At 50.9% G+C, this 12,223-nt stretch carries 10 protein-coding genes and 1 riboswitch; of the genes, 7 read left to right on the forward strand and 3 right to left on the reverse strand.

Annotation, left to right across the window (positions count from 1 at the left end):
* Nucleotides 1–345: 345 nt before the first annotated feature.
* Nucleotides 346–1,026, forward strand: coding sequence for a J domain-containing protein (locus tag ABXS88_RS16565; RefSeq protein ID WP_353673146.1), 681 nt, complete (start codon nucleotides 346–348; stop codon nucleotides 1,024–1,026).
* Between the two features lie 2 nt (nucleotides 1,027–1,028).
* Here the strand turns inward: ABXS88_RS16565 and ABXS88_RS16570 are convergent, their stop codons facing one another.
* Nucleotides 1,029–2,582: an NAD(P)H-hydrate dehydratase gene (locus ABXS88_RS16570; RefSeq protein WP_353673147.1), complete on the reverse strand. Its 1,554-nt coding sequence runs from the start codon at nucleotides 2,580–2,582 to the stop codon at nucleotides 1,029–1,031.
* Between the two features lie 26 nt (nucleotides 2,583–2,608).
* On the opposite strand from ABXS88_RS16570, the gene ABXS88_RS16575 reads away from it, so the two are divergent.
* The gene (locus ABXS88_RS16575; RefSeq protein WP_353673148.1) at nucleotides 2,609–3,118 is read left to right on the forward strand and encodes an N-acetyltransferase family protein; all 510 of its coding nucleotides are present in this window, start codon (nucleotides 2,609–2,611) and stop codon (nucleotides 3,116–3,118) included.
* On the opposite strand, the gene ABXS88_RS16580 is transcribed toward ABXS88_RS16575, so the two are convergent.
* Together ABXS88_RS16580 and ABXS88_RS16585 are read right to left on the reverse strand one after the other, a co-directional pair.
* On the reverse strand, nucleotides 3,103–4,413 hold the full coding sequence (locus ABXS88_RS16580; RefSeq protein WP_353673149.1) for a cytosine deaminase: 1,311 nt from the start codon (nucleotides 4,411–4,413) through the stop codon (nucleotides 3,103–3,105). The two genes, ABXS88_RS16575 and ABXS88_RS16580, sit on opposite strands and share 16 nt — an antisense overlap.
* Nucleotides 4,413–4,883 (reverse strand): MEKHLA domain-containing protein, encoded by a 471-nt coding sequence (locus ABXS88_RS16585; RefSeq protein ID WP_353673150.1) that lies wholly within the window; start codon nucleotides 4,881–4,883, stop codon nucleotides 4,413–4,415. Before ABXS88_RS16585 ends, ABXS88_RS16580 begins: the two co-directional genes overlap by 1 nt.
* A gap of 242 nt (nucleotides 4,884–5,125) precedes the next feature.
* On the opposite strand from ABXS88_RS16585, the gene ABXS88_RS16590 reads away from it, so the two are divergent.
* From ABXS88_RS16590 to ABXS88_RS16610, 5 genes are all read left to right on the forward strand, one after another.
* Nucleotides 5,126–7,225, forward strand: coding sequence for an EAL domain-containing protein (locus tag ABXS88_RS16590; RefSeq protein ID WP_353673151.1), 2,100 nt, complete (start codon nucleotides 5,126–5,128; stop codon nucleotides 7,223–7,225).
* A gap of 143 nt (nucleotides 7,226–7,368) precedes the next feature.
* Nucleotides 7,369–9,222, forward strand: coding sequence for an EAL domain-containing protein (locus ABXS88_RS16595; protein WP_353673152.1), 1,854 nt, complete (start codon nucleotides 7,369–7,371; stop codon nucleotides 9,220–9,222).
* A gap of 175 nt (nucleotides 9,223–9,397) precedes the next feature.
* Nucleotides 9,398–11,119 carry a BRCT domain-containing protein gene (locus ABXS88_RS16600; RefSeq protein ID WP_353673153.1) on the forward strand — a complete coding sequence of 574 codons (1,722 nt, stop codon included), beginning with the start codon at nucleotides 9,398–9,400 and terminating at the stop codon, nucleotides 11,117–11,119.
* Nucleotides 11,120–11,216: 97 nt separating this feature from the next.
* Nucleotides 11,217–11,678: a CBS domain-containing protein gene (locus ABXS88_RS16605; protein ID WP_353673154.1), complete on the forward strand. Its 462-nt coding sequence runs from the start codon at nucleotides 11,217–11,219 to the stop codon at nucleotides 11,676–11,678.
* 43 nt (nucleotides 11,679–11,721) lie between these two features.
* On the forward strand, nucleotides 11,722–11,958 hold the full coding sequence (locus tag ABXS88_RS16610; RefSeq protein ID WP_353673155.1) for a HypC/HybG/HupF family hydrogenase formation chaperone: 237 nt from the start codon (nucleotides 11,722–11,724) through the stop codon (nucleotides 11,956–11,958).
* A 98-nt stretch (nucleotides 11,959–12,056) separates the two neighbouring features.
* Nucleotides 12,057–12,169: riboswitch (guanidine-I (ykkC/yxkD leader) on the forward strand.
* The last annotated feature ends 54 nt before the right edge of the window (nucleotides 12,170–12,223 follow it).

The following is a 12,223-nucleotide window of genomic DNA, read 5'->3' on the forward strand; positions in this document are numbered from 1 at the left end:
AAAATGAAGTCAATGGGACTTGACTGGTCTCGATAAAATATAGACGAGCTTTGGCCCCAGAAAGTTCATCCCTAGTGGGTTACTCTGGAAAAGTCCGAAACAGGAACCCCTCTTTAAGACCCCTATGATGAGCCTGACTCATCGCCGCTCCTCAACAGCGACTACTTCTATTTTGAAAAAAAAAGCAATCCTTGCTAAGTATCTTAGGGATGAGATTTCCATCGGGGTAGGGACGGAATTCCACCCTTGACAGGCCGGTGATACGAACCGAAACGGATGATCCTAGAACGTCTCTCCCTCTGAGGCCAAGACAAGGGGCAGGGTAAAATACGAGGTTGAGCAATCTTGATCGCCTGCACGATTGTCATTCAAATGGCCCAGCACGACGAAACCCGCTTTTTTGTTGCCCTGAATCTTCCTTCTCGTTACCTACTCGAGGAGATGATTAGCTCGCTCAGAGCGTTGCAATGGCCAGACCCAGGCTATGGACAAATTGCTCAAACCTGGATTCGCAAAATTGATTATCGCCAGGCTAAAATTCTGCTTCAGAAAAAAGATCGTAGTGGTGCTCCCCTTCAAGATCCTCGCTTGGCCAGTAATCTGATTACCATCCAATTAGAGGCCCAGTTACCGCAGGGTTATACCATCCATATTCGTAGTGAGGATGCGTCGCTACTGCCCCTCAGTCATAACCACGATAATGTGACGCGGATCAAACAGGCCCTACGCTTAAAGGCCCAATTGCTGTCATCCAAGGCCAAGGCATCGACGGGTACTTCTCCTACTCCTCGTCCCGCATCTTCTCCCCAAAAGGCAATCCCAGACGACCCCTACCAAATCCTCGGGATTTCTCCCTCGGCAACTCTGGCAGAAATTAGCAAGGCCTATCTCCAGCAGATTAAGAAAAATCATCCCGACCGAGTGGGCGGCATGGCCCCTGAATTTATCCGTTTAGCGGAAGAGAGAACGAAGCGGATTAATCAGGCATATGAGACCTTGAAACAACTCAAGCAAAAAGCCCGTTAATCCTAAAAATTCTCCTGATTCAGTACTTGCTGGGCAATGCTTACTAAGGATTGGCTTAGGGTCAAAGCATCTACCCCCATGGGACTCCGGGCCTGACTGGCCAGAATACCCGCCTGGGCATGCCACCAAGCACTCAGGGCCACTGTTTCTAAGTAAGTTGCCGGCGAAGCCTGGGCCAGTAATCCCCCCATTAGGCCGGTCAGTACATCGCCACTTCCCCCCCGTGCCAAAGCGGGGGTACTTTCTGCAATGATCCAAGTCGGGCCGCTAGGGCCAGCAATGATGGTACGAGCACCCTTAAAAAGCACCAGGGCCTGACTCTGCTGGGCCGCCATTTGAGCTGCTTCTAGGCGATCCACTTGAGGATTCTCCAGATGAGGAAAGAGACGTTTAAGCTCTCCAAGGTGAGGCGTTAACACCGTCGGTAGGGTTCTTTGCTGGAGACGGCTCAGCCATCCCTGGCCGGCCAAACTATTGAGGGCATCGGCATCGAGAATGAGCGGGCCTGGATAGGCCAAAACCTGTTCTACCAAAGGGGGATTTTCTGTAGTCAGGCCTGGGCCAATCGCCACGGCCTGGTACTGATGCCAAATCGCTTCTAAATCCGGTACGGATGCAATGGCCCCCTGCTCCGTTTCCGGGCACGCAATGACCAAGGCCTCAGGACAATGGCCCACCAGCAGAGGCTTTAGGGATTGGGGAACCGCAACGGAAACCATGCCCACCCCACTGGCCCTGGCCCCCAGGGCCGTTAAAATGGCCCCGCCGGCATAGCGTTGGGAACCACAGATCAACAAAACATGGCCCTGTTGGTATTTATGGGTGACGAGGGGACGCTGGGGAAAGACTCGGCGGGCCATGGCGGAGGTAAATCGTTGGCAGGCCGGGAGCGGGGATAACACCGCATCAATCCATTGCGGCGGAATCCCGATGTCCAAACGCTCCACCTGGCCTAGATAAGCGAGGGCCGCATCTTGAAAATAAGCCCGTTTCCACAGGCCAAGGCAGAAACTACGCTGGGCTCGCAGGGCCATTCCCAACACTGCACCGCTATCGGTATGAAGGCCTGAGGGAATATCAATACTCACGATTGGTTGGGGCCAAGTATTGAGCTGATCAATCTCGGTAGCGATCTGGCCAGTGAAGGGACGGGTTAGGCCAAAGCCAAACCACGCATCAATGAGGAACGTACAATCCCTGAGCGCCTCGAGGTTAGAAACAAAAGGAATCCCAAGACAACGGGCATAGTCAGCATGGGCCTGGGTCAGGGGTTTGAGGCGTTCAAAGGGGCAGTAAATCTTGACCTGATATTGCTGGAGGGCCAATTCTCGAGCCACCACCAGGCCGTCTCCGCCATTATGGCCCGGGCCTACCAAAACCCCTACTGTGGGATAGGAGAACCGGGGATACCAGAACAGAACCCGTTGGGCCACCGCGAGGGCCGCCTTTTCCATCAAGGCCGCAACGGGCATTCCTTGGGTAAAAAGATACTCCTCTATAGCCCGCATTTCCGCCGCACTGACCACGAGAGAGTCCAAAGCACTATGATTCACCATGGGATTACCTGCTTAACCATGCCCCCATGATAAAAAATCCTCTACTCCGCGACGCAGTCGCCGCCGACCTACCCGTCATCGTCGCTATCTACAACGCCAGTATTCCCGGCCAGCAAGCCACCGCCGACACAGAACCCGTTACCCTTGCCAGTCGCCAGGCCTGGTTCGAGACCCATGGGCCCGAGACCTATCCCCTCTGGGTTCTGACCGATTCCCCAGGGCAAATCTTGGGTTGGCTAGGCTTTCAACCTTTTTATGGTCGCCCGGCCTATCGTTCCACGGCGGAGCTGAGTCTTTACCTAGCCCCGGCCCACCAAGGCCAGGGTTTGGGCAAGTTGTTACTGAAACAGGCCCTAGTCGTCAGTCCCGGTCTGGGTTTAACCACCCTGGTTGGTTATATTTTTGCCCATAATCAGCCGAGTTTGAGACTATTTCAATCCTACGATTTTCAACAATGGGGCTACCTGCCGCAGGTCGCTGAATTAGGCGGCCAAAAACGAGATCTGATGATTCTCGGTCGTCAAGTCTTCACCTGAACCAGATCATCGAGTTCGGCGTAGTCTGGCAAGGTTGTTTCAATGCGTTGGCCCTTACGGATTAGGCAGCGATCCTGCTGGGGCCGGGCAAAGAGTTCACTAAAATAACGAGCCTTAAAAATTATAAAATCGGCCTCTCCGCCAACGGATAATTGCCCCAGGTGCGGCAGGGCCATGAACTCGGCAGGAATGTGCGTGACGCTAGTACACCAATCATCGTAGGGATGATCCAGATGGCCAAGGCGAATGGCCTGGGTCAACACCTCTAGCCCATCATGATCACCAAAAGCATAGAAAGGGTCGCGGCAATTATCACTGGCAAAGGCCAGGGGAATGCCGGCCTGTTTAATTTCATGGACAGTGGTAATCCCTCGCCAATGGGGCGTTTTACCAGGAGTCCGGCCTTGGAGATAAAGATTGCAGAGGGGCAAGCTAACAATCCCGATGCGGGCCTGTTTGACTAGGGCCAGGGTCTGCTGGACTTGCGCCGGGGCCTGGTTAGCCAAACTACAGCAATGGCCACAGAGAATCTTCCCTGTAAATCCCGTTTCTAGGGCCATAAGGGCCACCCGATGCAGGACGTGAGAACCTGGATCATCAGTTTCATCAACGTGGAGGTCTAGGTCTAGACCCCGTTCCTGGGCCAAGCGAAACACCTGGGCCAATTGCGCTTCTAAGTCAGGATTTTGATATGCCACTCCTCCGAGGATCATGGCTTGTTCCGCCATTTGGTCGGCTAGGGCCTGGCCCTCTGGGGTCAAATAATAATCTACAGAGACGAGACAGGCCGCCTGGAGGTGTAATTTGCCTTGCCACGCCTGTCGCAGGGCCTGGAATACCTCAAAACCAATCTGGCCCTGTTGCCCGAAGGAATCAATGTGGGTTCTCAGGGCAATGGTACCGTGGGCATAGCTACATTTCAGACCAAAGTCCATGCGGCGATAGACATCTTCCGCTCGATAATATTGCTTCACATCGGCGAAAACTGCCGCCAAGGCCCCATCAAAAGTGCCGTCGGGATTGGGGGAACGGGGCCAACTATGGCCTTTATCCAAATGGGTATGAATATCGACAAAACAGGGGAAAATTAGCTTTTTTTGTAAGTTAAAGCGTGGTAAGTTATCTAACGCTTTGGTTTCCTTCGCATGAAGTTTGATTTGTTGAATTTTTCCTGCCAAAATCTCTAAGTCAACGGCGGCTAAACCGTCGGGGGTTTGGGGGACCAGGTCTTGACCCGCAACCAAGCAAACGGGCACCTGGGCATTCTCTAACCAGTAGTGGGGAGGATAAAGCATTAGTCGAGAAACTGCCAACGGCTATAGATGGCGGCCTGGCCCTGGTACTGGCCCTGATCGTCGGTCACATTCCAGACCGTTACATCCTGAATTAAAAATCGCTGGCCCGTCTTAGAAATTCGCACACCACTGTAGCCTTCACAGAAACCTTGACGAGTTACGGCCTGGAGCAGTCGGGCCCGTTCGTCTTGATTGGGCGGCTCGGCGGATTGCCGAGAAGGAAGTCGGGTCAATTCATCCCAGGTCAGTTCAAATAAGCGTTGGGCGCAGAGATTGCCGTAGTTAAAGACGGGGTCGGTTTGACTATCGTGGGACACCAGCACAAAGGGGGCCTGATAAAGGGCCTGGGCGTAGGCCGCTCCGCTTAATTCCGTTGGCCCAAAATCTTTTCCCGTTAGCCGCTGATAGCTGTGGCGTAATTGCGCTACGTGCTCGGCAAGGTAATGATTGTCAGGACTGGGCGGTTGCATGGCTCATTGCGTCGGGTCAAGGGCCTATCGGCCTGGCTATCGTACCACAATTCACCGGATTCTAGGTTTATTCACCTGAGTCCTTGGTGAGAAGAGACTTGTAAGCTAGTTTATTTGCACCATTTGTCGTTCGTCTAGGATTCCTTGGGGGCGGAAAACATCTACAACTAGATAATCCCCGACTTTAGTCCATAGGAGTATGTCAAAATGAAGCTTGTCTGCCTCGATCACCCCCAGCAATCATGGCCAGTACTTCTACGCCTGAATTTCGCCACATTTTCGTTATTGAAGACCAAAAAGCCCGCCGTATTATTGCCTTGGACGAACCGACCTACTCCATTGGCCGTGAATCGAGTAATGATATTGTGATCTATGACCGTGTCGTTTCTCGGCACCATGCTACCCTTGTCCGGATTAAGCCTAGCCCTAAAAGTGATAACTATTCCTATCGTATCCTTGATGGGGATCTTGAGGGAAATCACAGTACAAACGGGTTAATTATTAATGGGCAACCGGCGGAGTCCCATGACCTCAAGCATGGTGATGTGGTGCTTTTTGGCAGTGATTCCAAGGCCAGTTACTATATCATCTCGACGTCCCTGGAAATTGCGCTCTTTAATCCGGTGGAAGCCGAACAATTTGAAGGCTCGATGCGTTTGAGTGAGGAAGATAACCGCTCAACCATCATTAACGACATCCCGGAGAACATTAATCCAGTTCAGGCTTCCGTCGATCTCCTGCGTCTGTCATCCTTTGCGGAGCTCAATCCGAATCCCATCGTGGAGATCGATTACAGCGGTAAAATTATCTACCTTAACCCCCCTGCCAGCATTAAATTCAAGACCATCCACCAAGAGAGCCTCCAGCATCCCGTCCTAGCCGGCCTATTAGACCAGGTGCAAAACGTGCGGGGGAATCTGCTATTGCGGGAAATTCAAGTCCAGGGTGAAATTTACGAGCAGTACGTCCATTATTTAAGTGATAGTCAGGTCATTCGTAGTTACCTCTGCGACATCACTCAACGCAAACAAGCCGAGCAAAGTCTAGCTCAGCATACGTTCTACGATATTTTAACCGGCCTTCCCAACCGGGCCCTCTTTGAAGAGCAGTTGGCCATTGCCTTGGCCAAAGCCCAGCGAGATAGTAGCGCTTTAGCCGTTTTGTTCCTTGACTTCAGTAACTATGGCCGCATTGTCAATGCCTTTGGCCTCAATTGTGGGGAGTATTTGCTCAAAAATGTCGCTCAGCGCTTGACGGAAACCCTTGGAACCGATGGCTTGGCTACCCGCTGGCAAGGGGAAGAGTTTGCACTATTACTGAAGCGTCCTGGTGATCAAGCTCAAATCATTCAATCGATCGAGAAACTTTTGGCTCGTCTCCAGGGCCTGTTAGAAGTCTCGGGCCAACCCCTGCACCTCAAGGGTCGGGTTGGCATTGCCCTGTATCCCGAAGCCGGCGCGGATGGGCCGACGCTACTGAAGAACGCCCATACGGCCCTTGAGCAAGTCCAGGATCAAGAGTATTATTCCTATGCTTTCTTTAGTCCCAAGTTGGCCTCAAAATCTAACCTGCTGTTTCGCCTAGAAAATCTGCTGTACGAGGCCCTAGAAAAGCAACAATTTTATTTGACCTACCAACCCCTCCTTAACCTAAAAAGCCAGAAAGTTACAAGCCTAGAATCGCTCCTCCGCTGGCACCATCCTGAGTTAGGGGAAATTTCTCCAGTTAACCTTATTCCCCTGGCCGAAAAAACTGACTTGATTTTACCTATTGGCCAGTGGATTCTCCGCACGGCCTGCCATCAAAATAAGGCCTGGCAAAATGCAGGTTTTAGTCCTCTACCAGTGGCCGTTAACCTCTGCTTACATCAATTCCAACAGCCGAATTTAGTCGAAATTATTGCCGGTATTCTACAGGAAACCCAGCTAGATCCGGTCTATTTAACCCTTGAATTGCCAGAAACGGTGGTAATGAAAGATCCTGAGTATTCTCAAAAGGTGTTGACCCAGTTACAGGAGCTGGGCATCGGTTTGTGCTTAGACGATTTTGGCATTGGTCTTGGGGGCCTCAGTTGTTTACAACAATTCCATATTAATACCCTCAAAATTCACCCGAGCTTTTCCGCTGACTTGCCGAATAATGCCATCAATTTAGCCCTTATTCGCCATATCTTTAACTTGGGTCACAGTCTAAACATCCACACCATTGCTAAGGGGATTGAAAACAACCATCAAGTAGACTGTCTTCAGGACTTGCAATGTGAAGAAATCCAGGGTTTTTGGTTTAGTAAACCGCTCAAAGCCGAGAATATCAGCGAATTTCTAGCCCAGCATCCCGTGTAGCATTAGGGAGCCTTAGCTCCCTTGTAACAAACTGTATTGCTCGCATTGTCTCAGGAATGCTACTTATAGACAGTAAATTGTTAAACCGTTACATATCCATTTAGCCAACTATCTTTCCCTCTTCTTCAAAAAGCGTTGCCAGTATGTCCACCAATCTAGAAAAACAACATATTCTTGTCCTAGAGGATTCTGCTTTTCGTCGAACTATTGTCTTAGACGGCCCTCAATATAGCCTAGGACGACACTCCAATAGTGATATTCAGATGTTTTCGCGTCAGGCCTCACGGCACCATGCCACCCTACTCCGGAAGTTTAACAGTAAACTTAATGCCGACGTTTTTTGGATTATTGACGGCGATCTAGACGGGAATAAAAGCCAAAATGGAGTGTTCGTCAATGGCGAAAAATGCTTAGTCCGGGAATTGAAGGATGGGGATTTGATCAATTTTGGCTGCGACGTCAATGCCAGCTATCACAACAGTAGCGGTGATCGGCCTGCTTCCCTGAAAGACCTCGAGCGGGACAATAGCCGCAGAACCAATGGCACCGAGGGCGGAACCCCCAATAAAAGTACATTAATTTTATCTCAGTACTCTATTTCTAATGTGCGTCCCGATGATGAGACCTTCCAGGATATGTCCTACCTGGATGTGGTGACGAATCTCCCCAACCATTTACTTTTTCTAGAGTATTTAAATATTGCCTTATCCAATGCAGAACGCTATCAGCATGAAGTGGGCCTCGTTCTGTTCCAGCTAACTAATTGGGAAAAACTGATTAATACCGTGGGGAGTAACCTGGGCGACCTCATTTTGAACCAAACGGGCCAAAAACTGAAGAGTTGTCTCCGTAATGGTGATATCGTGGCCCGGTGGGGAATTGAAGAATTTATGGTACTTCTGCCCCAAATCCGCGACCGGGATAATCTGGAACGGATTTCCGCGCGACTTTTTCAAGTGCTGGTGACGCCCTTTGTTCTCCAGGGCCATAGTATCCACCTACAGGTTACCTATGGTCTTGCCCTCTACCCCCAAAGCGGCAACGGCACAGATTTATTAATCAAGGCGGCCTACGGGAATTTACATACCCCCAGTCTGGCCATGGTTTCGCCAGCGGCTCAGCTAGAAGCGGAATTATTAGCCGCCAACATTAGCTCTGATGACTTGCCGACCAGTATTAAGACACCGTCCCTTCCCAATTTGCCCCTAATTTCTCCCGAAGAGCGAGAACGCTTGGCCAAAGTAGAAAAGCGCATCGAACGGGCCCTCAAAAATGAAGAACTAGATCTGTACTATCAGCCCCAAGTTAACTTACAATCCGGCCAGGTCGAGGCGATGGAGGCCCTGATTCGCTGGAAGCATCCCCAGCAGGGTGTACTAGCCCCCCAGCAGTTTCTGCCCTGGAGTGACCAGACGGAAATGATTGTTCCCCTGACGCACTGGATCCTAGAGACGGCCTGTCGTCAGTGCCAGGCCTGGCATCAGCAAGGATTCACGGCTCTGGTTGTATCCGTTAACCTATCAGACAAACAGTTTTACCATCCCCAGCTTTTACCCCTTGTCCAGGAGGTACTCACTCAAACGGGTCTCATGCCAACTTTTCTGGAGCTAGAAATGACGGAAGCTACGATTCTGCGGAACTTTGAATTTGCAGAAAACCTAATCCTGGCCCTCCACGATGGTGGCATTCGTATTTCCCTGGATAATTTTGGTAAGGGTTTTGCGTCTCTGCGTTATCTCCAGGAATTTCCCCTCAATAAATTTAAAATTGATAAGTCTTTTGTAATTAACTTGGTCGAACACCCCGAAAATACCGCCATGCTAGAGGCCTTAATCAATCTGGGCCAAAGCTTTAAGGTGCAAGTCGTCGCTGAAGGTGTAGAAGTACAAGAACAGGTTAATATCTTAGCAGATTTAAATTGCTTTGCAATGCAAGGATACCACTTTAGTAAACCTCTCAACGCCGAAGATGCGAGCCAATTCCTAGTTAATCATTAAACAAGACCCGGCGATTCTGCCTACGATTAAGATTTGCGACTAGGCCGAAACGAAGGAAGCCCAACTTGGTATAAGTATAATCATGCCTTTAAATGTTCTGCGTTCTGTGTGCCTTGTTTCAGACAGCATAGGAGTGCAGAAAATTGTACTTTAAATATCAATTAGGAGTGCGTGAATGACAATAGTGGAATGGGTTTATCCTGTTAGTGGATTTTTAATTATTTTGGCCCTTGGTCTGGTGATCGGGCGACGACGAACGTCCCAGGAACCAGCGGTGGAATTGTCTCAGTCAACGGCAACCCCAGAACGTCTCCAGACTACCTTGGAGCCGCCCTTTGCTCAGCAGGAGGCAAGGCCCGAGGAATTAAGCTCAGCTGGCCATGACACCCTACACCTGCAAGGGAAAATCCACCACCTTGAAAAGGATTTGGCCCATTTCCGACAAAGCCTAGCCAAGCAATTGGAGGAACAGGAGTATCTGCGCCACCATCTCCAACATCGCGACCAGGCAGTTCTAACGCTCCAACGACAACTACTAGAACGGGATACCACCTACGAACAATCCCAGCGCCATTACCAAGAACAACTGCAATCTCTACAGAGCAATAATGAGGCCCTGTCCCAGCGACTCCAACAGTCGATCCATCAGCTAACCCAGTGGCAACAACAAGCTTTTCAGGAAGAAGGTTGGCAGAGTCGATGCCAAGTCCTCCAACAACAGCTCCAGGCCTGGGAAGCCAAATACCAAGCGCAGGCAAAGGACCTCGCTCAGATTCAAGGCCAGAAAACAACCCAGGAGCAACAGTTAGCACAACTTGAGCGACAATACGCCCAGGCCCAGGCGACCCTGCAACAACAGCTCCAGGCCTGGGAAGCCAAATACCAAACCCAGACAGAGGAAATCTCTCGGCTCCGGGGCCAGGAAGCAACGCGGGAGCGTCAGTTAGCGCGACTAGAGCAACAATTAGCCCAGGCTCAGGCTAATCTACACCAGCAAAGCCAACGGCTGGCGGCCCAAGACCAACTCGAACAGCAATACGCCCAGGCCTTGCAGGTCATTGACACCCTCACTCGCAAGCAGGAAACGCTCCACCAGACTCTGGGAGAAGCCCAGGAAGAAGGCCATCGTTTGAGCATTGCCCTCAAAACCGCTGAGACAGCCAAAAAAGAACGAGAATTGGCCTATCAAGAGCTACGAGTCAAACTAGAGGCCCTGCACACTCAACTGGAGAGCGTTACGACTCAGAAAAAGGCCCAGGCCACGGAACTAAAATCGGCCCAAGCCCGTTTACAAGCACTAGAACAACAGTTGCTCCAAGCCCCTCCCCTGGCTGAATCCGAGCCGAAACCGGAAATCGTTGAGCATCAAGCTGAAACCCCTCCCTCTGTCCTTGAGCCTGAACCTGAAGTCGTCGCGCCTCAAGTAGAAATACTTCCCCCAGTTGTTGAGCCTGAACCCGAGGTTGTTGAACCAGAAGTCTCTAGCCCAGAGCTGATCGCTGAGCCTGAACCAGAAGTCTCTAGCCCAGAGGTTGTCGCTGAAACGGAACCCGAGGCCCCTACCGTAGAAGCTTCATCTGTTATTGACTCCTCAGCAGACGTTCCAATGCCGGTAGTTGCGACGGAAGACCAAAAGCCAATCCGTGAAGAATCTGCCGTTCATCCCCTCTTGGGCAAAAAAGTCGTCATTGCTGGAACCCTTGGCCAAATGAATCGGGAAGAAGCCAAAGACCGCATCCAGGCCTGCGGTGGCAGTGTTACCAGTTCCCCTAGCTCCAAGACCCACTACGTTATCGTCGGCAAGGCCCCCGGCGACAAACTCAAAAAAGCCCAAAAGCTGGGCATTCCTCAACTCTCCGAAACCCAATTCCTGAAGTTGCTGGACAGTCAGTCCTAGCTAGTACCCTGACTAAGTATGGGGTGAGGGCCTCAAAAGGGCTCTATCCCCCGATCTACAATAGAAGTACCGCCCTCTTATCCGAGTCTTGAGACCTATGAATAAAACCGTCGGGGAAGTGATGACCCCTAATCCCATCACGGTTACACCGGAAACCCCCCTGCAAACTGCTATTAAACTTCTGGCTGAACATCGTATCAGCGGCCTGCCCGTGGTCGATGACCAGCAAAAATTAGTCGGCGTGATCTCTGATACCGATTTGATGTGGCAAGAATCTGGTGTGGATGCGCCCCCCTACATCATGCTCCTGGATAGTATTATCTACCTACAAAATCCCGCCCGTTACGAAAAAGAACTACACAAGGCCCTAGGCCAGACCGTCGGCGAAGTGATGAATGATATGCCCATTAGCATCCAACCGACCCGAACCCTGCGGGAAGCGGCCCACCTGATGAACGATAAAAAAATCCGCCGTTTACCGGTATTAGATCCAGAAACCCACAAAGTACTTGGCATTCTGACCCAGGGGGACATTATTCGAGACATGGCCCAGGGCTAGGACTCGAGGCTATACTCAGGGCAAACGTTGAGGAAAGAAAGGCATGTGTTTAGCCGTTCCAGGCCAGGTACTCAGCATTATTGGTGACGATCCCCTATTTCGCACGGGCAAGGTCAGTTTTGGCGGGGTCATGCGGGAGGTCAGCTTGGCCTATGTACCGGAGGTACAAGTCGGGGACTATGTGATTGTTCATGTTGGTTTTGCCCTCAGCAAAGTTGATGAAGCGGCGGCCCAGCAGACTCTTGATGATTTAGCGGAAATTTGGCCTGAGTCAGCCTAATTGTTTTTCCATCGGCCCTAGCAGTCGTTTACTATCGTAAAGACTTGTGAAAAAGTAAATTGCAATACTTTTTGGGGCTAAAAATCCCCCTAGGGTGGATGCAGTGTTTCTAGGGTTCCGGTTGATCTAACGTCTGGTCCGAGAGAAACAGGCTAGGCAAGGTTTAAAATTTCAGCAACTAGCTACACGGCGGGATAAAAGCCCGGGAGACTTTAGTGACCACAGTGCTTAGGGGTCATTAGGGATTCCTGGGCAATCTTCATTT

The organism is Synechocystis sp. LKSZ1 (assembly GCF_040436315.1).
GTDB lineage: Bacteria > Cyanobacteriota > Cyanobacteriia > Cyanobacteriales > Microcystaceae > Synechocystis.

Bases quoted from the DNA above. Each gene is read 5' to 3' on its own strand.
- ABXS88_RS16590 (WP_353673151.1), top strand. From the start codon at position 5,126: ATGGCCAGTACTTCTACGCCTGAATTTCGCCACATTTTCGTTATTGAA.
- ABXS88_RS16575 (WP_353673148.1), top strand. From the start codon at position 2,609: ATGATAAAAAATCCTCTACTCCGCGACGCAGTCGCCGCCGACCTACCC.
- ABXS88_RS16580 (WP_353673149.1), bottom strand. From the start codon at position 4,413: ATGCTTTATCCTCCCCACTACTGGTTAGAGAATGCCCAGGTGCCCGTT.
- ABXS88_RS16570 (WP_353673147.1), bottom strand. From the start codon at position 2,582: ATGGTGAATCATAGTGCTTTGGACTCTCTCGTGGTCAGTGCGGCGGAA.
- ABXS88_RS16585 (WP_353673150.1), bottom strand. From the start codon at position 4,883: ATGCAACCGCCCAGTCCTGACAATCATTACCTTGCCGAGCACGTAGCG.
- ABXS88_RS16600 (WP_353673153.1), top strand. From the start codon at position 9,398: ATGACAATAGTGGAATGGGTTTATCCTGTTAGTGGATTTTTAATTATT.
- ABXS88_RS16610 (WP_353673155.1), top strand. From the start codon at position 11,722: ATGTGTTTAGCCGTTCCAGGCCAGGTACTCAGCATTATTGGTGACGAT.
- ABXS88_RS16605 (WP_353673154.1), top strand. From the start codon at position 11,217: ATGAATAAAACCGTCGGGGAAGTGATGACCCCTAATCCCATCACGGTT.
- ABXS88_RS16595 (WP_353673152.1), top strand. From the start codon at position 7,369: ATGTCCACCAATCTAGAAAAACAACATATTCTTGTCCTAGAGGATTCT.